The 19,769-nt window shown below is 71.4% G+C and carries 18 protein-coding genes; 14 read left to right on the top strand and 4 right to left on the bottom strand.

Features of this window, described 5'->3' with window-relative positions:
• The first annotated feature begins 44 nt into the window (after positions 1-44).
• The 4 genes from EDF28_RS01565 to glmM all read left to right on the top strand — a co-directional run bounded on the left by EDF28_RS01565 (position 45) and on the right by glmM (position 5,860).
• On the top strand, positions 45-3,164 hold the full coding sequence (locus tag EDF28_RS01565) for an ExeM/NucH family extracellular endonuclease (protein ID WP_260154465.1): 3,120 nt from the start codon (positions 45-47) through the stop codon (positions 3,162-3,164).
• 331 nt (positions 3,165-3,495) lie between these two features.
• Positions 3,496-3,942 carry a 50S ribosomal protein L13 gene (rplM, locus tag EDF28_RS01555; RefSeq protein WP_071259898.1) on the top strand — a complete coding sequence of 149 codons (447 nt, stop codon included), beginning with the start codon at positions 3,496-3,498 and terminating at the stop codon, positions 3,940-3,942.
• Between the two features lie 36 nt (positions 3,943-3,978).
• A complete protein-coding gene (rpsI, locus tag EDF28_RS01550) occupies positions 3,979-4,464 on the top strand; it encodes a 30S ribosomal protein S9 (RefSeq protein WP_111083442.1) in 486 nt (161 codons plus the stop codon).
• A 22-nt stretch (positions 4,465-4,486) separates the two neighbouring features.
• On the top strand, positions 4,487-5,860 hold the full coding sequence (gene glmM / locus EDF28_RS01545; RefSeq protein ID WP_123936954.1) for a phosphoglucosamine mutase: 1,374 nt from the start codon (positions 4,487-4,489) through the stop codon (positions 5,858-5,860).
• Between the two features lie 229 nt (positions 5,861-6,089).
• On the opposite strand, the gene coaA is transcribed toward glmM, so the two are convergent.
• Together coaA and EDF28_RS01535 are read right to left on the bottom strand one after the other, a co-directional pair.
• Complete coding sequence (gene coaA, locus EDF28_RS01540; RefSeq protein ID WP_123339480.1) at positions 6,090-7,034, bottom strand: type I pantothenate kinase; 945 nt, start codon at positions 7,032-7,034, stop codon at positions 6,090-6,092.
• Positions 7,035-7,061: 27 nt separating this feature from the next.
• Complete coding sequence (locus EDF28_RS01535) at positions 7,062-7,547, bottom strand: glutathione peroxidase (protein WP_111083439.1); 486 nt, start codon at positions 7,545-7,547, stop codon at positions 7,062-7,064.
• A 70-nt stretch (positions 7,548-7,617) separates the two neighbouring features.
• Between EDF28_RS01535 and glmS the strand changes: the two genes are divergently transcribed.
• Genes glmS through tsaE form a run of 5 tightly spaced genes read left to right on the top strand, consistent with a single transcriptional unit; the run spans position 7,618 to position 12,619 of the window.
• Positions 7,618-9,465, top strand: coding sequence for a glutamine--fructose-6-phosphate transaminase (isomerizing) (gene glmS, locus EDF28_RS01530; RefSeq protein ID WP_123936953.1), 1,848 nt, complete (start codon positions 7,618-7,620; stop codon positions 9,463-9,465).
• A 7-nt stretch (positions 9,466-9,472) separates the two neighbouring features.
• Positions 9,473-9,847 (top strand): holo-ACP synthase, encoded by a 375-nt coding sequence (locus tag EDF28_RS01525; protein ID WP_123293157.1) that lies wholly within the window; start codon positions 9,473-9,475, stop codon positions 9,845-9,847.
• Complete coding sequence (gene alr, locus EDF28_RS01520; RefSeq protein WP_123936952.1) at positions 9,844-10,947, top strand: alanine racemase; 1,104 nt, start codon at positions 9,844-9,846, stop codon at positions 10,945-10,947. Before EDF28_RS01525 ends, alr (EDF28_RS01520) begins: the two co-directional genes overlap by 4 nt.
• On the top strand, positions 10,944-12,110 hold the full coding sequence (gene alr / locus EDF28_RS01515) for an alanine racemase (protein WP_185094110.1): 1,167 nt from the start codon (positions 10,944-10,946) through the stop codon (positions 12,108-12,110). The genes alr (EDF28_RS01520) and alr (EDF28_RS01515) overlap by 4 nt, the downstream gene beginning before the upstream one ends.
• Positions 12,107-12,619 (top strand): tRNA (adenosine(37)-N6)-threonylcarbamoyltransferase complex ATPase subunit type 1 TsaE, encoded by a 513-nt coding sequence (gene tsaE, locus EDF28_RS01510; RefSeq protein WP_260154464.1) that lies wholly within the window; start codon positions 12,107-12,109, stop codon positions 12,617-12,619. Before alr (EDF28_RS01515) ends, tsaE begins: the two co-directional genes overlap by 4 nt.
• 51 nt (positions 12,620-12,670) lie before the next feature.
• Here the strand turns inward: tsaE and EDF28_RS01505 are convergent, their stop codons facing one another.
• Both EDF28_RS01505 and EDF28_RS01500 read right to left on the bottom strand, forming a co-directional pair.
• Complete coding sequence (locus EDF28_RS01505; protein ID WP_123936951.1) at positions 12,671-13,075, bottom strand: DUF5615 family PIN-like protein; 405 nt, start codon at positions 13,073-13,075, stop codon at positions 12,671-12,673.
• Positions 13,072-13,299 (bottom strand): type II toxin-antitoxin system VapB family antitoxin, encoded by a 228-nt coding sequence (locus EDF28_RS01500; RefSeq protein WP_123936950.1) that lies wholly within the window; start codon positions 13,297-13,299, stop codon positions 13,072-13,074. The genes EDF28_RS01505 and EDF28_RS01500 overlap by 4 nt, the downstream gene beginning before the upstream one ends.
• 165 nt (positions 13,300-13,464) lie before the next feature.
• On the opposite strand from EDF28_RS01500, the gene EDF28_RS01495 reads away from it, so the two are divergent.
• From EDF28_RS01495 to tsaD, 5 genes are read left to right on the top strand one after another with little or no spacing between them, the layout of a single operon-like run.
• Positions 13,465-14,898: a 3' terminal RNA ribose 2'-O-methyltransferase Hen1 gene (locus tag EDF28_RS01495; RefSeq protein ID WP_123936949.1), complete on the top strand. Its 1,434-nt coding sequence runs from the start codon at positions 13,465-13,467 to the stop codon at positions 14,896-14,898.
• Complete coding sequence (locus EDF28_RS01490; RefSeq protein WP_123936948.1) at positions 14,895-17,507, top strand: polynucleotide kinase-phosphatase; 2,613 nt, start codon at positions 14,895-14,897, stop codon at positions 17,505-17,507. Before EDF28_RS01495 ends, EDF28_RS01490 begins: the two co-directional genes overlap by 4 nt.
• A 20-nt stretch (positions 17,508-17,527) precedes the next feature.
• On the top strand, positions 17,528-18,163 hold the full coding sequence (tsaB, locus tag EDF28_RS01485; protein ID WP_123936947.1) for a tRNA (adenosine(37)-N6)-threonylcarbamoyltransferase complex dimerization subunit type 1 TsaB: 636 nt from the start codon (positions 17,528-17,530) through the stop codon (positions 18,161-18,163).
• Positions 18,160-18,723: a ribosomal protein S18-alanine N-acetyltransferase gene (gene rimI / locus EDF28_RS01480; RefSeq protein ID WP_185094109.1), complete on the top strand. Its 564-nt coding sequence runs from the start codon at positions 18,160-18,162 to the stop codon at positions 18,721-18,723. The genes tsaB and rimI overlap by 4 nt, the downstream gene beginning before the upstream one ends.
• Complete coding sequence (gene tsaD, locus EDF28_RS01475; protein WP_123936946.1) at positions 18,710-19,765, top strand: tRNA (adenosine(37)-N6)-threonylcarbamoyltransferase complex transferase subunit TsaD; 1,056 nt, start codon at positions 18,710-18,712, stop codon at positions 19,763-19,765. Before rimI ends, tsaD begins: the two co-directional genes overlap by 14 nt.
• The last annotated feature ends 4 nt before the right edge of the window (positions 19,766-19,769 follow it).

Raw genomic sequence — 19,769 nt, 5'->3', positions numbered from 1 at the left:
CTGCGCGAAACCTGAGGGACTCCGCAGGTCGGTAGCGTGCGGGCATGCCCAACTCCCTCGGGCGCACTCTGCTGTGCGCCACGGCTGCCGCGACACTCCTCGCGGCCCCGCTCGTCACCGTCACCGCAGCGACCGCGAACCCCGAGGGGAGTGGCCTCGTCATCGAGGAGGCCTACCTGAAGGCGGGCAGCAACGGCGCCTTCTACAACCAGAAGTTCATCGAGATCGGCAACCCGACCGACGCCCCGGTGTCGCTCGACGGCTGGTCGCTGCAGTACCGCTCGGCGACGAGCACCGGCACCTTCTCGACGAGCGCGCTCGAGGGCACCGTGCCGGCCGAGGGCACGTTCCTGGTGTCGATGGCCGGCAACGGTGGGGCCACCGCGGTCGGTGCGGACCTGCCGACGGCGGACGACACCGCGTCGCTGAACCCCTCCGGCACCACGGGCACGATCGTGCTGTCGAACGCCGCCACACCGGTGGCCCTCGCCGCGGGTCCCGTGGCGACCGGCACCGCGGGCGTCGTCGACCTGCTCGGCTACGGCGCCTCGAACACCTTCGAGGGCACCGTGCGCACCGTCGAGGGTGCGAACGCCGTGCCGAACGGCCTGGTCCGCCAGGGCACGGCGGACACCGACGACAACGGCGCGGACTTCTCGGTGACGACGACTCTGACCCCGCGGAACGCCGCGGGTGAGACGGCTGCGCCGACCGACCCGACGGAGCCCACCGACCCGACGGACCCGACGGAGCCGACGGACCCCGGCGCCCCTGCCGAGGCCGTGACCATCGCGCAGCTGCAGGGCACCACGGACACCTCGCCCTACGCCGGCAAGACCGTCACCACCGACGGCGTCGTGACCGCGGTCTACGCGTCCGGCGGCTTCAACGGCTACACGATCCAGACCCCGGGGACCGGCGGCGCGATCGACTTCGGCACCCACACCGCGTCCGACGCCGTCTTCGTCTTCTCGTCCGCGACCGCCGGGCTGGTGGCCGAGGGCGACCACGTGCGGGTCACCGGTGCGGTCTCCGAGTACTTCGGCCTGACCGAGCTGACGGTGTCGGGGGCATCCTCGCTCGAAGAGCTCAGCGACGCCGTCGTCGCTCCGCAGCCCGCCGCGGTCGCGTTCCCGTCGTCGGACGCGCAGCGCGAGTCGCTCGAGAGCATGCTCATCGCCCCGCAGGGCTCCTTCACGGTCGCCGACAACTACACGACGAACCAGTACGGCGAGGTCGTGCTCGCCAGCGGTGCCGGCCGCCTCGTCCAGCCGACCGAGGTCGGTCGTCCGGGCAGCGCCGAGGCGACGGCCGCCGCGGCGTCCAACGCCGCGCGCAAGGTCACGCTCGACGACGGTGCCAGCACCAACTTCCTGACGAAGGCCAACCAGGGCATCCCGGTGTCCTGGCTCACCCAGGGCCCGGTCACCGTCGGTGCGACCGCCACGTTCGAGGGTCCGGTCGTCCTCGACTACCGCAACAGCGGGTGGAAGTTCCAGCCGACCGCGCCGATCACCGGTGCGACCCCGGCGGCGGACCTGCCCGCGTCGTTCTCGAACGTGCGCCAGGCGAAGCCGCAGGACGTCGGCGGCGACCTCAAGCTCGCCGGGTTCAACGTGTTGAACTACTTCCCGACCACGGGCGACCAGCTCACCGGGTGCTCGTACTACACCGACCGTGCGGGCGACCCCGTCACGGTGAACTCCGGCTGCGACGCCCGCGGTGCTGCCGAGGAAGAAGACTTCCTGCGCCAGCAGGTCAAGATCGTCAAGGCGATCAACGGCCTCGGTGCCGACGTCGTCTCGCTCGAGGAGATCGAGAACTCGGCGCGCTTCGGCCAGGACCGCGACGCCGCGGTCGCCACGCTCGTCGACGCCCTGAACGCCGCCACCGGCGAGGACACCTGGGCCTACGCGAAGTCGCCCGCGACCGTCCCGGCGAGCGAGGACGTCATCCGCCTCGCGCTCATCTACAAGCAGGACCGCGTCGAACCCGTCGGTGAGTCGACGATCCTGCTCGACGACGCCTTCACGAACGCCCGGCAGCCCGTCGCGGACGCGTTCCGCCCCGTCGGCGGCACCGCGGACGACGACTTCCTGGTGATCGCGAACCACTTCAAGTCGAAGGGCTCCGGCACCGGCGAGAACGCCGACCAGGGTGACGGCCAGGGCGCCTCGAACGCCGACCGGGTGCGGCAGGCGAAGGCCCTCGTGACCTTCTCCACCGACATGCAGGCGCAGTACGGCACCGACAAGGTCTTCATGCTCGGCGACTTCAACGCCTACAGCAAGGAGGACCCGGTGGTCGTCCTCGACGACGCCGGCTACACCGACCTCGGCCCGGCCCTCGACGCCACCGAGTACTCGTACGTGTTCTCCGGCTTGAGTGGCTCGCTGGACCACGTGTTCGCGTCGAAGGCCGCGCTCGAGACGGTCACGGGCGTGGACATCTGGAACATCAACTCGGTCGAGTCGGTGGGTCTGGAGTACAGCCGCTACAACTACAACGCGTCGGACCTGTACACCGACGACGTGTTCCGCGCGAGCGACCACGACCCGATCCTGGTCGGCTTCGACCTCGATGCTGCAGGCACCGACCCGGGCACGGACCCCAGGACCGACCCGACCCCGGTGCCGACCCCGACCCCGACGCCGGGTGACGGCGGCTCGACCCCGACCCCGACCCCGACGCCCACGTCGATGCCGACCCCTGCTCCGACCCCGTCGGCTCCGGGGGCGGTGCCGCCGGTGGCCCCGTCGGAGACGGGTCTGACCGACGCGAACCGTGGGGGCGTCTCGGCGCCGTCGTCGGCTCGTGCGGGGGAGACCATCACGGTCACGGTGGGCACGCAGTACGCGGGTGACGTCGTGAACGTGTGGCTGTACTCGACGCCGACGCTGCTCGGAACGGTGACGGTCGGGGCTGACGGCACGGTGCGCGTCACGATCCCGTCGGACACCCCCGCTGGTGCACACCGCCTCGCGGTGACGGCCGCGGACGGGAGCCTGATCGGCTGGACCCCGATCACGATCACCGCTGACGGGCAGCTCGCGTTCACGGGTGCCGAGGGCCTCGGTGCCGGTGCGCTCATCGCGTTCCTGCTGCTCGCCGCGGGTGCGGGTGTGCTGATCGTCCGCCGTCGCAAGGCGGCGGCCGCGGAGTAGTCCCCACGCCCCACTGGGGTACTTCGTGAGCAGGAATGGTCGGGTTCGCCGTGCGCGACCCGACCATTGCTGCTCACCATGCGGGGGTGGGCGCGACCCACGGACGGACGGGAGGCCCGTGGCCAGGCCGCCACGGGCCTCCTGTCCGGCAGTGGCTGCGTTTGACCGACGCGACCCGCGTCGGCTAGGCTCTCACCTTGGTCTGTGCGCCACGCGCGCCGGACAGTCAGATGAGCCCTCCATCCGGGCGTTCCGCCGGCTTCTGCCGCGGGGAACCCCGACCGGAGTGGGATTCACGGACTCCTCACCTCGACACGAAAGCAGCACTCCTGTGACTCGCACGTTCTCACCGAAGCCGGCAGACGTCCAGCACGACTGGATCGTCATCGACGCGACCGACGTCGTCCTCGGCCGTCTCGCCACCCACGCCGCGGCGCTCCTGCGCGGCAAGCACAAGGCCACCTTCGCCCAGCACATGGACATGGGTGACTACGTCATCATCGTGAACGCCGACAAGGTCGCCCTGACCGGTTCGAAGCTCGCGAAGAAGGTCTACTACCGCCACTCCGGGTACCCGGGCGGCCTGACGGCGACCTCCTACCCGGAGATGCTCGAGAAGCACCCCACCCGCGCCGTCGAGAAGGCGATCCGCGGCATGCTGCCGAAGAACACCCTCGGTCGCGAGCAGCTCAAGAAGCTGAAGGTCTACGCCGGCGCGGAGCACCCGCACTCCGCGCAGCAGCCCAAGGCGTACATCTTCGACCAGGTCGCACAGTAGTTCCGGCCACGACGACTTCAAGGACACAGAAAACTCATGGCTCAGATCGCTGATTCCCTCGACCAGACCCCGGAGAGCTTCACCACGGAGAGCGCACCCGCCGCTGCCGAGGCTGCTCCCCGTCAGATCCTCAACGTCTCCGGCGGTGCCGTCGGGCGCCGCAAGGAGGCCATCGCGCGCGTTCGCCTCGTTCCGGGCTCCGGCACGTTCGTCGTGAACGGTCGCTCGCTCGAGGACTACTTCCCGAACAAGCTGCACCAGCAGCTCATCAACGACCCGTTCAAGGTCCTCGAGCTCCTCGGCTCGTACGACGTCGTCGCCCGCATCACCGGTGGCGGCCCCTCGGGTCAGGCCGGCGCACTCCGCCTCGCCATCGCCCGCACGCTGAACGAGATCGACCGCGAGAACAACCGCGCGACCCTCAAGAAGGCCGGCTTCCTCACCCGTGACGCCCGCGTCATCGAGCGCAAGAAGGCCGGTCTCAAGAAGGCCCGCAAGGCTTCGCAGTTCTCGAAGCGCTAGTCGTCACCGGCTGAAGATCGCAATGCCGCGTCTGTTCGGTACCGACGGGGTTCGTGGTCTCGCCAACGGCGAGCTGACGGCCGCGCTCGCACTGGGTCTTGCCCAGGCGAGCGCGGCCGTCCTCACACACGGACACCATGCCGACGCCCGCCGGGCGTCCGGTCGACCGCGCCCGCGCGCGGTCCTGGCGCGCGACCCGCGCGTCTCCGGCGAGTTCCTCGGTGCCGCCGTCGCGGCCGGGCTCGCTTCCGCCGGCGTCGACGTGCTCGACGCCGGGGTCATCCCCACTCCCGCTGCGGCGTTCCTCGTCGCGGACATCGACGCCGACTTCGGCGTGATGATCTCCGCGTCGCACAACCCCGCCCCGGACAACGGGATCAAGTTCTTCGCCACGGGTGGTCGCAAGCTGCCGGACGAGGTCGAGGACCGCATCGAAGCGGCCATGCACGACCACTCCGCGCCGACCCCCACCGGCATCGACGTCGGCCGGATCACCCGGTTCGCCGACGCCGAGGACCGCTACGTCGTCCACCTGCTCGGCACGCTTCCGCACCGGCTCGACGGCATCCACGTCGTGCTCGACTGCGCCAACGGTGCTGCCGCCGGCGTCTCGCCCGAGGTGTTCGTGAACGCCGGGGCCCGCGTGACGCTCATCGGCGCCGAGCCCGACGGCTGGAACATCAACGACGGCGTCGGCTCGACCCACATCGACAACCTGTCCCGCGCCGTCCTGGCTGCCGGCGCGGACATCGGCATCGCGCACGACGGCGACGCCGACCGCTGCCTGGCGGTGGACGCCGCGGGCAACGCCATCGACGGTGACCAGATCATGGCGATCCTGGCGCTGTCGTTGCAGGAGCGCGGCCGGCTGAAGGACGACACCCTCGTCGCGACGGTCATGTCCAACCTCGGGCTGAAACGTGCCATGGCGGATGCGGGCATCACCGTGATCGAGGCCGGCGTCGGTGACCGCTACGTGCTCGAGAAGATGAACGAGGGCGACTACTCCATCGGTGGCGAGCAGTCCGGCCACATCATCTTCAACGAGTACGCCACCACGGGTGACGGCATCCTGACCGGGCTGCACCTGGTCGCCGAGATGGCGCGCACCGGGAAGTCGCTGCAGGAGCTCGCTTCGTGCATGACGGTGTTCCCGCAGGTGCTGCTCAACGTGCGCGGGGTCGACCGGCACGGTCTCGCCGACCAGGGCGTGCAGGACGCGGTCGCCGCGGCTTCAGCAGCGCTCGGTGACACCGGTCGCGTCCTGCTCCGTCCGTCGGGCACCGAGCCGGTCGTGCGCGTGATGGTCGAGGCCGCCTCGCAGGACGATGCCCAGCGCATCGCCGAGGAGCTCGCCGCCGTCGTGCAGGAGCGCCTGGCGCTCGACGCCGCGTAGGGCGGGCGCGACTTCGCGCTGCGCGCGCGCCGCGTTCGCGCCCCGCTGCGGTCGTTGCGCCCCGACTCTTCGGGGCGCGATGCCCGTACCGGGGCGCAATCGGGCGAGCACGCGACCGCGTCGCGCCCCGCTTGCGTCGCGCGCCCCGCTGCGGTCGTTGCGCCCCGACTCTTGGGGGCGCGACGCCCATACCGGGGTGCAAGCCCGCGCGCACCCGCGCGCGCCCGCGCTAGATCTTGCGGAGCAGGACCGAGTTCACCTTGTGGTCGGCGGCCTTCTTGAGCACCAGGGTCGCGCGGGACCGGGTCGGCAGGACGTTCTCGAGCAGGTTCGGCTCGTTGATCGCCCGCCAGACCTCGGTCGCCGTCCGGACCGCGTCGTCGCGCGACAGCGAGGCGAACCGGTGGAAGAAGGAGTCCGGGCTCGAGAACGCCTCTTCCTGCAGGGCCAGGAACCGGTCGACGTACCAGGCCTCGATGTCCTTGGTCTTGGCGTCGACGTAGATCGTGAAGTCGAACAGGTCGGACAGCGCGAGCCGCCCGTGCACCGGCGGGGCGAGCACGTTCAGGCCCTCGACGATGAGGATGTCCGGCTGGCGGACGACGATCTCGGCGTCCGGCACGATGTCGTAGACCAGGTGCGAGTAGTACGGTGCCCGGACCTCGGTCGCGCCGCTCTTCACCTGGCTGACGAACCGCAGCAGGGAGCGACGGTCGTAGGACTCCGGGAAGCCCTTCCGGTCCATGATCCCGCGACGCTCGAGCTCGGCGTTCGGGTACAGGAAGCCGTCGGTGGTCACCAGCTCGACGCGCGGGGTGTCCGGCCAGCGCTTCGTCAGCTCGCGGAGCAGTCGGGCGACGGTCGACTTGCCGACGGCGACGGAGCCCGCGACGCCGATGACGAACGGCGTGCGTCCGGCGCGGTCACCCAGGAACGCCGATGTCGACGCGTGCAGGTTGCGGGCGCCGGCCGCGTAGAGCGTCAGCAGCCGTGACAGCGGGAGGTAGACCTCCTGCACCTCCTGCATGTCCAACCGGTCGCCGAGCCCGCGCAGCTGCACGATCTCGGTCTCGGTGAGCGACAGGTGCTCCTTGGGTGCGAGCTGCGACCACTCGTGCCGCGGGATCTCCACGAACGGGGTCGGGTGCGCGACGGCGGTCTCCGGGATCGGCATGGGGACGAGCGTACAGACGGGTGACCGTCAGGCGGGCAGGGCGGCCTCGATGGCCGCGATCACCTCGGGGGCGTCCGGCTTCGTGGTCGGACGGAAGCGCGAGACGGTGCCGTCGGGGGCGACGAGGAACTTCTCGAAGTTCCAGCTGACCCGTCCGGCCTTGCCGTCGGCGTCCGGGGTCTCCTTGAGCGCCTGGTAGAGCGGGTGCGCGCTCTTGCCGTTCACCTTGACCTTCTCGGACATCGGGAAGGTGACGCCCCACGTGGTGGAGCAGTACTCGTCGATGGCCTCGGACGAGCCGAGCTCCTGCAGGAACTGGTTGCTCGGGAACCCGAGGACCGTGAAGCCGCGCGGGCCGTACTGCTTCTGGAGGGCCTCGAGCTGCTCGTACTGCGGAGCGAGACCGCACCGCGACGCCACGTTCACGACCAGCACCGCCTTGTCCGCGAACGAGCCGAACGTGGTGTCCTCGCCGTGCAGCGTGGTGATGGCGATGTCGTCGAAGCGTCCCATGGCCGAAACGTTATCCCCAGCCCTGCTGCTTCGCAGGGTCCGCGCTCAGGCAGACCGTAGGATCGCTTCCATGTGTGGAATCGTCGGCTACGTCGGCAGCAACAGCAGCCAGGACGTCCTCCTCGGTGGCCTCCGTCGCCTCGAGTACCGCGGCTACGACTCGGCGGGCATCGCCGTGGTCGATCCTGCGGGGGACCTCGTCTCCGCCAAGAAGGCGGGCAAGCTCCAGGCCCTCGTCGACGAGCTCGAGTCGTCGCCGATCCCGGACGGCACCACGGGCATCGGGCACACCCGCTGGGCGACCCACGGCGGCCCGACGGACGGCAACGCCCACCCGCACCTGGCCGACGGCGACAAGCTCGCCCTCATCCACAACGGCATCATCGAGAACTTCTCCGAGCTGCGCGCCGAGCTGCAGGCCGAGGGCATCGAGTTCCGCAGCGAGACCGACTCCGAGGTCGCCGCGCACCTGGTCGGTCGGGCGTTCCGCGAGACCGGTGACCTGACCGCCGCCATGCAGCAGGCCGTGCAGCGACTGGACGGGGCGTTCACGCTCCTCGTCGTGCACGCCGACCAGCCCGGCGTCGTCGTCGGCGCCCGTCGCAACTCCCCGCTCGTGGTGGGCCTGGGCGACGGCGAGAACTTCATGGGCTCGGACGTCGCCGCGTTCGTCGCCTACACACAGCGCGCGCTCGCGATCGGTCAGGACGAGATCGCCACGATCCGCCCCGACCGCGTCGACGTCATCCACTTCGACGGCACCCCGGCCACCCCGAGCGAGTTCGAGGTGAACTGGGACGCCTCCGCGGCCGACAAGGGCGGCTGGTCCTCGTTCATGGCGAAGGAGATCAGCGAGGAGCCCGAGGCCGTCGCCAAGACGATCCTCGGCCGCGTGCACGACGGTGCCGTCACCCTGACCGACCTCGACCCGATCGCCGAGCGCCTGGCCACGGTCGACCGCGTCATCGTGATCGCCTGCGGCACCGCTGCGTACGCCGGCATCCTCGGCAAGTACGCCATCGAGCAGTGGGCCCGCATCCCGGTCGAGGTCGAGCTCGCCCACGAGTTCCGCTACCGCGACCCGGTGCTGAACGACCGCACGCTCGTCGTCTCGATCAGCCAGTCCGGCGAGACCATGGACACGCTCATGGCCGTCAAGTACGCCCGCGAGCAGGGCGCGCAGGTGCTGTCGATCTGCAACACCCAGGGCGCGACGATCCCGCGCGAGTCCGACGCAGTGATCTACACGCACGCCGGGCCCGAGGTCGCCGTCGCGTCGACGAAGGCCTTCATCGCCCAGGGCGTTGCGCTGTACCTCCTGGGCCTGCACCTGGCCACCCTTCGCGGCACCATGACGGCGGAGCAGATCGCCGAGCAGGTCGCCGAGCTCGAGGGCCTGGCCCCGAAGCTGCAGCAGACCATCGAGGACGCCGCTGGCATCAAGGACCTGGCGCGCTGGATGGCGGACACCCGCAGCGTGCTGTTCCTCGGTCGCCACGTCGGCTACCCGATCGCGCTCGAGGGCGCGCTCAAGCTCAAGGAGCTCGCGTACATCCACGCCGAGGGCTTCGCTGCGGGTGAACTCAAGCACGGCCCGATCGCGCTCATCGAGCCCGGACAGATCGTCTTCGTCATCGTGCCGTCGCCGCGTGACCCGCGGTCGCTGCACCCGAAGGTCGTTTCGAACATCCAGGAGATCCGCGCCCGTGGTGCTCGCGTGATCGCCATCGCGGAAGAGGGCGACGCCGCCGTGCTGCCCTTCGCCGACGAGGTGCTGCGCATCCCGCTCGCGACCCCGCTGTTCGAGCCGCTGCTCGCCGTGGCACCGCTGCACATGTTCGGTATGGAGCTCGCCGCGGCCAAGGGCCTCGACGTCGACCAGCCGCGCAACCTCGCGAAGTCGGTCACCGTCGAGTAGTCGCACGATGATCATCGGCATCGGGGTCGACGTGGTGGACCTGGAGCGGTTCGAACGGGTGCTGTCGCGCACGCCGGCGATGCGTGCGCGGTTGTTCACCCCGGCCGAGCAGGTCCGCGACGGCGAACAACGGCCGATCGCGTCGCTCGCTGCGCGGTTCGCGGCCAAGGAGGCCCTGATCAAGGCGTTCGGCTCCAGTGCGGGGCTCAGCTGGCAGGACCTCGAGGTCGTGTCGGACGACCAGCGCAACCCGTCGCTGACGCTGCACCAACAGGCGCGACAGGTGGCGGATGCGCGTGGCGTGACGAGCGTGCACCTGTCGCTCTCGCATGATGGAGGGATCGCGACCGCGTTCGTGGTCCTGGAAGGAACAACGAAGTGAGTGCGTTCACCGGCATCACGGTCGATCGTGAAGCGCTGATCGAGAACTACGCGACGATCGCCGAGCAGGTCGCACCGGCCGGCGTCATCGCGGTCGTCAAGGCCAACGCCTACGGCCACGGCGCGCTCGACGCCGCACGGGCCTTCGTCGACGCCGGTGCCGAGTGGATCGGCGTCGCGGACATCGACGAGGCCGTCGCGCTCCGTCAGGGCGGCATCGACGAGGACGTCCGGATCCTCGCGTGGTTGCACGCCCCCGACGAGGACTTCCGCCGGGCAGCGCAGTACGGCATCACCCCGGCGGTGTCGAGCGTCGAGCAGTTGTCCGCCGCTGCCGACTCCGAGGTCGGCGCCGTGCACATCTGCGTCGACACCGGCCTGAGCCGCAACGGTGCGGTCGAGTCCGAGTGGACCGAACTCTTCGCGACCGCCGGGGCCCTCGCCCGTGGTGGCAACCGCACCCGTGTCGAGGGGCTGATGTCCCACCTGTCGAACGCGTCGCGCACGGACGACCTCGACCAGGACGCCGCACTGCAGCGCGCACTCGACGGCCTCGCCGCCAACGGCATCGTGCCCGACCTGGTGCACCTCGCCGCGAGCGCCGCGAGCATCGCCGTGCCGGAGACGCGCCGCGACCTGTCCCGCGTCGGGCTCGCCCTGTACGGCCTGAGCCCGTTCACCGACCGCACGTCGGCCGACCTCGGCCTCCGCCCCGCGATGCGTGTGACCGCTGCCGTGCTCCGCACCGTCGACGTCCGCGCCGGCGAGGGCGTGTCGTACGGCTACACCTGGCGGGCGTCGACCGACACTCGCCTCGCTGTCATCGGCCTCGGGTACGCCGACGGCTTCGACCGCGACTTCGGCAACCGGGTCTCGGTCCGCATCGGCGACCGCACGTTCCCGGTGGTCGGCCGGGTCGCGATGAACGCCATGCACGTGGACATCGACGACGCCGACGTCAGCATCGGCGACGAAGCCGTGCTCTGGGGCGACCCGGCGAACGGCGACCCCGCGGTCGAGGACTGGGCCGCCGCGATCGGCACCATCAACTACGAGGTGGTCGCCCGGGTCGGCCACAGCGTGCACCGGAGGACGACGTGAGCTCCGCACCCCTGCGCCAGGCACGGATCGACCTGGACGCCTACCGCGCGAACCTCGACCTGGTCCGCGAGTGGATGGACCCCGTCGCGGTCATGGCGATCATGAAGGCCGACGCGTACGGCCACGGTCTCGAGCCGATCGCGCTCGCCGCGGTGGACGCCGGCATCCGCTGGATCGGGGTGCTCACGGTCCCCGCGGCCCTGCGTCTGCGGTCGATCGGCGTCGGTGAGGACGTCCACCTCTTCACCTGGCAGCACGACCCCGCCCTGGACTTCCGCGACGCCATCGACTCCGCCGTCGACCTCGGTGTCTCGAACGTGCCGGAGCTGCGGCGCGTCATCGACGCCGTCGACCAGCGACCCGCGCGCGTGCACCTCGGCTTCGACTCCGGGCTGCACCGCGACGGAGCGACCCGGGCGGCCTGGCCGGCGCTCGTGTCGCTCGCGCTGGACGCCCAGCGCGCCGGCCGCATCGAGGTCGTCGCGGCGTACACGCACCTGGCGGAGTCCTCGGACCAGGACGACGCCGACGCAGTGGCGCTCTTCGACGCCGCCGTGGAGCAGGCCGACGACCTCGGGCTCGACCTCCCGATGGAGCACGTCGCCGCCTCGCTCGCCGGGTTGGAGCGCAAGGAGTTCCGCAAGGACATGGTCCGGATGGGCGCGAACCTGTTCGGCATCCCCGGGGCGGACGGTGTCTCGGCGGCCGACCTCGGGCTCGAACCCGTGATGACCCTGACGGCGTCGGTCGCGAAGACCAAGCGGGTCCCCGTCGACACCGGCGTCTCGTACGACTACACGTACCGCACCGCCTCGGAGACGACCCTCGCGCTCGTGCCCGTCGGGTACGCGGACGGCGTTCCCCGACTGGCGCAGGGCCGCATCGAGGTGGCGATCGGCGGCAAGCGCTACCCGATCGCCGGCCGTGTGGCCATGGACCAGTTCCTGGTCGACGTCGGCGACGACGACGTCCGCACCGGCGACACCGTGACCCTGTTCGGCACCGGCGAGCACGACGAGATGACCGTCCTCGACTGGGGCCGTGCGCTCGGCACCATCGGCGAGGAGATCGTCTGCCGCATCGGGACCCGCGTCCCACGGTTCTACGAGGGCCACGACATCGAGGGACGCGTCGGGGAGTACCTGCGGGGCGACCAGTCGTGACCGGCGCCGCTCGGGTCCTGCTGGACATGGCCGTCGACAGCACCGATGCGATGGGCCAGCTCGGGGCGCGGCTGGCCGCGGTCCTGCGTGCCGGGGACCTGGTCGTGCTGACCGGGCCGCTCGGCGCCGGCAAGACGACGCTGACCCGTGGCCTCGGCGCTGCTCTCGGCGCGCGTGGCCAGGTGTCGAGCCCGACCTTCGTCCTCGCCCGGACGCACCCCACCAACGCCGGCCCGGACCTGGTGCACGTCGACGCCTACCGGCTGTCCGACCCCGTCGAGCTCGACGACCTCGACCTTGACTGGGATGCGTCGATCGTCGTGGTCGAGTGGGGCCGCGGCATGGTCGACGGCATCAGCGACAGCGTGCTCGACGTCGAGATCACCCGTGCCACCGGCGCCGACGCCTCGGACACCTCCGAGTCCGACGTCCCCGACGACGTCCCCGATGAGCCCCGCCGTGTCGTCGTCAGCGCGACCGGCCCACGCTGGGCGGGCGTTTCGCTCTGACCCTGCGGCCCATCGGCCTCACGACGTCGAACCGCAACGGCGGCGGCGTGTTCAGCCCTCGGGGACGTACTCGTGGCGGAAGCGGGGGACGACCGCAGCGATGTGCTCGAAGTCCTTGTCAGCAGCCAGCACGGTGGCGTCGTTGGCGATCGCGTACGCGGCGATCTGGGTGTCCGTGACTCCAGCGCCGCGGACGTACCCGCCCGCCCAGAGCGCCGCTTGCACCGCGAGCACGTCATCGGTGGTCGGGTGCTCCTCGGCAGACAGGTACAACGCCATGTCGGCCTGGAACTCGACGTGCTCGGCCGCAGTCCGAGCTGAGAAGCAGTACTCGAGGACCTGCGGTGGGCAGGTCAGGATGAGGTCGCGCGTCGAGATTGCTCGGAGACGGGCCGCGATCCCGGGGGACCGCCCGGCCTTCCACCACACCGAGTTGTCGACGATGTACGCGCTCACAGCCCGGCGGGGGTGTGCGGAGCTGTGTAGTGCACCGTGCTGGCAGCGATCTGCTCGTCGGTGAACTGCCGCTCGATGACCCGTTCCACCGCGGCGGGCTGACGTCGGATCGCGATGAGGGTCTGCAGTGCTCGGGTGACGACGTCGCGGTTGCTGCGCGCGCCGGTGAGTTCCTTGGCGAGGCTGAGCACGTCGGGATCGAGATCGATGGTGGTGACGGTCATGGCGGACCTCCTTCGCGGCTGCGTCCGAATATACATCGCTCTATATAGAAACGCGAGTGATGGGACGGCCCGCTGGTTCCACCGACCGCCGGAAGCCCCGTAAGCTCGTCCTCCGGTCCACCACCGGCTGGCGAGATCGCCGGAGGACGACCGACGGAGGACCGCGTGCTCGTGACGCTCTCGACCCGGGGCGAGGCTGCCCCGGACTTCTCCCACCTGCTGCACAAGCACCCCGGCCGAGCGCAGGCCTTCGACCTGAGCGTCGGGACGGCGCACGTGTTCTACCCCGCGGACAAGCCTGCGGTGTGCACCGTGGCGCTGCTGCTCGAGGTCGACTCGATCGCCCTTGCCCGGAGCAAGCGCTACGGTGCCGACGCCCAGGCGCTGTCCCGCTACGTCAACGACCGACCGTACGTGTCGACGTCCATGCTGGCCCTGGCGATCGGGCAGGTGTTCCGCAGCGCGATGGCCGGCTCGAGCGAGTCCCGCCCGGAGCGGGCCGCTGCACCGATGGAGCTCGACATCACGCTGACGAGCGTGCCGAGCGAGGTCGACGAGCATGGTGTCGGGCTCGCGACCCGGCTCTTCGCGCCCCTGGGATGGGACGTCGACGAGGTCCGGCGTCCGCTCGACGAGACCCGTCCGGAGTGGGGTGACGCGGCGACCGTGGGGCTGCGGTTGCGGGGGAGCGTCCGCCTGTCCGACGCCCTCCGTCAGCTCACCGTCCTGCTGCCGGTCCTCGATGACGCGAAGCACTACTGGGTGGGTGACGACGAGGTTGGCAAGCTCCTGCGCCGCGGCGAGGGCTGGCTCGCCGAGCACCCGCTGCGGGACCTCATCACCACCCGGTCCCTCGCGCACCAGCGTTCCCTGGTGGCCGATGTGACCACCCGGTTGACCGGGTCCGAGGAGGACGCGACGACCGGGCCGGTCGCCGAGACCGAGACGACGACCGCGACGAAGACCGAGACCGAGACCCCGCTGTACCGCCGCCGCGCCGAAGCCGTGCTCACGGCCCTCGCCGACACCGGTGCCCGGACGGTCGCGGACGTCGGCTGCGGCGAAGGTGCGTTGCTCCGGCACCTCGTTGCCGACCGCACGTTCACCACGATCATCGGCACCGACGTCGCCCCGCGCGAGCTCGAACGCGCCGAGCGACGGCTGCACCTCGACGAGGCCGGTGACGCGCAGCGTGCCAGGGTCCGCCTGCTGCAGTCGTCGGTGACCTACTCGGACGACCGCCTGGCGGGGTTGGACGCGATCGTCCTGATGGAGGTCGTCGAGCACGTCGATCCCGAACGGCTGCCGGCGCTCGAGACCTCGGTCTTCGCAGCCGCCCGAGCCCGCGCCGCAGTCATCACGACGCCGAACGCTGAACACAACGTCCGGTTCGAACGCCTCGCCGCCGGACGCTTCCGACACCCCGACCACCGGTTCGAGTGGACGCGTGCGGAGTTCCGGTCGTGGGCCACGGCGGTCGGCGACCGGCACGGCTACACGGTCGAGTTCCGCCCGATCGGCGACGACGACCTCGAGGTCGGCCCACCCACCCAGCTCGCCCTGTTCCGCCGCCTCGACGGCTCGGAGACCCGCGCATGAACGCCCACGACGACGGCGACCGCGCCCTGACGATCCCGGAGATGTCCCTGGTGCTCCTCGTCGGCACGAGCGGTTCCGGCAAGTCCACGTTCGCCGCGCAGCACTTCGGCCGGTACGAGACCCTGTCGAGCGACGTGTTCCGCGGCCTCGTCTCGAACGACGAGAACGACCAGGCGGCGACCCCGGCGGCGTTCGCGGCCCTCAAGCACGTCGCCGCGCAGCGTCTCCGCGACGGCCTGCTCACCGTGGTCGACGCGACGAACGTCCAACCGGAGGCCCGCCGCGACTTCGTCCGGCTCGCCCGCGACCACGACGTCCTGCCGGTCGCGATCGTCCTCGACGTCCCGGAGTCGGTGTGCGTCGCGCGGAACGCCGCCAGGACCGATCGTGACTTCGGCGCCGAGGTGGTGCGCCGCCAGCAGGGGCAGCTCCGACGCGGGCTGAAGGGCCTGAACAAGGAGGGGTTCCGCCGGGTGCACGTGCTCCGTGGCGAAGACGCGATCGCGGCGGCGACGATCGTCCGGCAGCCGCTGCTCAACGACCGGCGCGACGAGCACGGCCCCTTCGACGTCATCGGCGACGTGCACGGCTGCCGGTCGGAGCTCGAGGCGCTGCTCGGTCGGCTCGGCTGGACGCTGCTCCGTGACGAGGCGGGCCGCGCCGTCGACGCCGTGCACCCGGATGGCCGACGGGCGCTGTTCCTCGGCGACCTCGTCGACCGTGGACCGGACAGCCCCGGCGTCCTCCGGCTGGTGATGGGCATGGTGCGGAACGGGCACGCGCTCGCGGTGCCGGGCAACCACGAGGACAAGCTCGTCCGCGCGCTCGACGGCCGCAAGGTCCAGACCTCGCACGGTCTCGCCGAGACGCTCGCGCAGCTCGCGGCCGAGTCCGAGGACTTCCGCGCCGAGGTCCGGGAGTTCTGCCGCGGACTCGTCGGGCACCTCGTGCTCGACGACGGCGCGCTCGTGGTCGCGCACGCCGGCATGCTGGAGCAGTACCAGGGCCGGGCGTCCGGTCGGGTGCGCTCGTTCGCGCTGTACGGCGACACGACCGGTGAGAGTGACGAGTACGGGTTGCCCGTGCGGCTGCCGTGGGCGGATTCGTACCGGGGTTCGGCGATGGTGCTCTACGGGCACACCCCGACGGTGGACGCCGAGTGGATCAACGGCACGATGTGCCTCGACACCGGCTGCGTGTTCGGCGGGAAGCTCTCGGCGCTCCGGTACCCGGAGCGCGAGCTCGTGCAGGTGGACGCGGAACGCGTCCACTACGAGGCGGCCAAGCCGCTCGAGCCGTTGCGTGGCCCGACCGAGTCCGGTCCGACGACGAGCGCGACGGACGGGAGGCCCGGTGCGGCCCCGTCACCACGTCGCCTCCCCGGCGTGCTCCCGATCGAGGACGTGACCGGCCGGCAGATCGTCGAGACCCGGCACCACGGGCGGGTCGGCATCCGTGCGGAGCACGCCGCCGGCGCCCTCGAGGTGATGAGCCGGTTCGCCATCGACCCACGCTGGCTGCCGTACCTGCCGCCGACGATGAGTCCCGTTGCGACGTCCGCGCTCCCGGACCACCTGGAGCACCCCGCCGAGGCGTTCACGTACTACCGCGACCAGGGCGTGCAGTCGGCGCGGATGGAGGAGAAGCACATGGGCTCACGGGCCACCGTGCTGCTCGCCAGAGACCCGTCGCGCTTCGACGCTCCCGTCGGCTGGAACGGTGTCGCGTACACCCGTACCGGCCGGTCGTTCTTCGACGCGGCGACGACCACGACGTTCGCCGGACGGTTGTCCGAGGCGTTCGAGCGGGCCGGACTGTGGGCGGAACTCGACTCGGACTGGGTGCTGCTCGACGGCGAGGTGCTGCCGTGGGCGGTGAAGGCCGAGGGGATGATCCGCGATTGGTACGCCGAGGTCGGTGCCGCAGCCGCTGGCGCGTTCCCGACCGCCGTCGCCGCGCTCGAGTCCGCACGGGACGCCGGTGTCGACGTCGCCGACCTGCTCGACCGGACCCGCCGACGTGCGGCCGCTGCGGACGCCTACACGGCGTCCTACCGGCGGTACGCGACGCCGTCGACCGGCATCGACGAAGTCCGGTTCGCGCCGTTCCAAGTCCTCGCCGCCGAGGGGCGGACGTTCGCCGACCGACCGCACGGCTGGCACCTCGACGTGTCCGAGCGGTTGGCGGCGGCGGCTCCCGACGTGGTCCGGGCCACCCGCTCGGCCCTCGTCGACGTCACCGACGATGCCAGCCGCGCCGCCGCGACTGACTGGTGGCAGGCGATCACGGAGGCCGGCGGCGAGGGCGCGGTCGTCAAGCCCGAGGCGAACCTGGTCCGCGGGCCGAAGGGACTCGTCCAACCCGGGGTGAAGGTCCGCGGCCGCGAGTACCTGCGGATCATCTACGGGCCGGAGTACAGCGAAGCCGAGAACCTCGCTCGGCTGCGCGACCGCGACCTGCGGCACAAGCGGTCGATGGCGCTGCGCGAGTACGCCCTCGGGCTGGAGTCCCTGGAACGCTTCGTGGCCGGCGAGCCGCTGTGGCGGGTGCACCAGCCGGTGTTCGGGGTCCTGGCGATGGAGTCCGAGGCCGTCGACCCGCGCCTGTGACGCGCGCCTACGATGGACGGGTGCTCCTCGCCATCGACACCTCCGCCGGAACCTCCGTGGCCGTCGTCGACCCGGCCACCGGCAAGCCCCTCGCCACCCGCGACACCGAGGACAGTCGCCGGCACGCCGAGGTGATCGGCCCGTTCCTGGCCGAGGTGCTCGCCGAGGCCGGCATCACCGGCGCGGACGTCACGGGCGTGGTCGCCGGCATGGGCCCCGGCCCGTTCACCGGTCTGCGCGTCGGCATCGCCGCCGCCCGAACCTTCGCCGCCGCCGTCGGCGTGCCCGTCCTGCCGCTCGTCAGCCACGACGCGGTCGCGGCCGACGAGCGCGACGGCCGACGGGACGGACCGTTCGTCGTCCTGACGGACGCCCGCCGGCGCGAGGTCTACTGGAGCGCGTACGACCAGACCGGCACGCGTGTTGCGGGTCCGGGTCTCGCCAGGCCGGCCGATCTCGACGAGGCGATCCGTGCCTCCCGGCCCGAAGCGGTGGGCTGGGACCGCGTGACGGCCCTGTCCATCCCTGCCTGGAGGCTCGGATCACTCGCCGCGGACCGCCTGCGGTCCGGCGCGGGGTTCGACCAGGACACCCCCCTCTACCTGCGGGAACCCGACGTCACGGTGCCGGGTGCGCCGAAGCGGGTGAAGCAGTGACGGTGCCGGACGGGCTCCGCCTGCGGCGGGCGCACCCGCAGGACCTCGACGACATCATGTGGCTCGAGCACGTCTCGTTCCCGGCGGACGCCTGGTCGGCGTCGCAGATGTCGGGCGAGCTGTACTCGCCGCACGGGTACTACGTCGTGATCGAGACCGTCGATGACTCGGCAGCGCCGTCGGTCGTCGGGTACGCCGGACTGTCCTCGCTGGCGGGCAACCCGGTCGCTGACGTGCAGACCATCGCGGTCGCAGCCGAGCAGCGCGGCAAGGGACTCGGGCGGGTGCTGTTCACGGAACTCCTCGACGAGGCCCGTCGCCGCGGTGTGCGCGAGGTGTTCCTCGAGGTCCGCGCCGACAACCCCGTCGCGCAGTCGATGTACACGGCGTTCGGGTTCGAGCACATCGCGACCCGGCCCCGGTACTACCAGCCGGACGGCGTCGACGCGTGGGTGATGCGGGCGGAGCTGCCGGTCGCAGCAGACGCGACGCCGTCGTCGTCGCCGTCGCCGTCGACCGTCGGACCGATCGGACAGGAGGCGCTCGATGAGCGTGGCTGAACCACTGGTGCTCGGCATCGAGACGAGCTGCGACGAGACGGGCGTGGGCATCGTGCGGGGGAGCACCCTGCTCGCGAACGTCATCGCGTCGAGCATGGACGAGCACGCCCGGTACGGCGGCGTCGTGCCCGAGGTCGCCGCGCGGGCCCACCTCGAGGCGATGACCCCGGCGCTGCACGAGGCACTCGAGCGGGCCGGGGTCACCCTCGACGAACTCGACGCCGTCGCGGTCACCGCCGGGCCGGGGCTGGCGGGCGCGCTCATGGTCGGGGTCGGTGCCGCGAAGGCGCTCGCCGTCGCCACCGGCAAGCCCCTGTACGGCGTGAACCACCTGGTCGGGCACGTCGGCGCCGACGTCCTGCGCACGGACGGCAGCGACATCGAGCTGCCGACGATCGCGCTGCTGGTGTCCGGCGGGCACACCTCGCTGCTGCTCGTGAAGGACCTGGTCGGCGACGTCGAACTGCTCGGCGAGACCATCGACGACGCCGCGGGTGAAGCGTTCGACAAGGTCGCACGGCTGCTCGGCCTGCCGTACCCCGGCGGACCGCAGATCGACCGCGCCGCGGCGGACGGCGACCCGAAGGCCATCCGGTTCCCCCGCGGCCTGACGTTGCCGAAGGACCTGGCCGCGCACCGGTACGACTTCTCGTTCTCCGGGCTGAAGACCGCCGTCGCCCGCTGGGTCGAGCGCTGCCGCGACGAAGGCCGCGAGGTGCCCGTGGCCGACGTCGCCGCGAGCTTCCGCGAAGCCGTCGTCGACGTCCTGCTGACCAAGGCCCTGAACGCGTGCCGCGACACCGGCGTGGATCGGCTCCTGCTCGGTGGCGGTGTGGTCGCGAACGCTCGGCTGCGGCAGGTCGCCGAGGAGCGGTGCGCCGCCGCGGGGGTGCAGCTGCGGATCCCGCCGTTCGACCTGTGCACGGACAACGGCGCCATGATCGCGGCCGTCGGCGCACGCCTGGTCGCCGAGGGGCACGCGCCGAGCGACCTCGGGATCGCGGCCGACTCGACGTTGCCGGTGACGACCGTCCAGGTCTGAACCG

Source organism: Curtobacterium sp. PhB137 (genome assembly GCF_003814955.1).
Lineage (GTDB): Bacteria > Actinomycetota > Actinomycetes > Actinomycetales > Microbacteriaceae > Curtobacterium.
This window is presented reverse-complemented; position numbering and strand designations above follow the sequence as displayed.

What these genes read in the sequence shown, in the direction of transcription:
- EDF28_RS01565 (WP_260154465.1), top strand. Translation starts at nt 45, where the DNA reads ATGCCCAACTCCCTCGGGCGCACTCTGCTGTGCGCCACGGCTGCCGCG.
- rpsI (WP_111083442.1), top strand. Translation starts at nt 3,979, where the DNA reads ATGGCTCAGATCGCTGATTCCCTCGACCAGACCCCGGAGAGCTTCACC.
- glmM (WP_123936954.1), top strand. Translation starts at nt 4,487, where the DNA reads ATGCCGCGTCTGTTCGGTACCGACGGGGTTCGTGGTCTCGCCAACGGC.
- coaA (WP_123339480.1), bottom strand. Translation starts at nt 7,034, where the DNA reads ATGCCGATCCCGGAGACCGCCGTCGCGCACCCGACCCCGTTCGTGGAG.
- EDF28_RS01535 (WP_111083439.1), bottom strand. Translation starts at nt 7,547, where the DNA reads ATGGGACGCTTCGACGACATCGCCATCACCACGCTGCACGGCGAGGAC.
- glmS (WP_123936953.1), top strand. Translation starts at nt 7,618, where the DNA reads ATGTGTGGAATCGTCGGCTACGTCGGCAGCAACAGCAGCCAGGACGTC.
- EDF28_RS01525 (WP_123293157.1), top strand. Translation starts at nt 9,473, where the DNA reads ATGATCATCGGCATCGGGGTCGACGTGGTGGACCTGGAGCGGTTCGAA.
- EDF28_RS01500 (WP_123936950.1), bottom strand. Translation starts at nt 13,299, where the DNA reads ATGACCGTCACCACCATCGATCTCGATCCCGACGTGCTCAGCCTCGCC.
- EDF28_RS01490 (WP_123936948.1), top strand. Translation starts at nt 14,895, where the DNA reads ATGAACGCCCACGACGACGGCGACCGCGCCCTGACGATCCCGGAGATG.
- tsaD (WP_123936946.1), top strand. Translation starts at nt 18,710, where the DNA reads ATGAGCGTGGCTGAACCACTGGTGCTCGGCATCGAGACGAGCTGCGAC.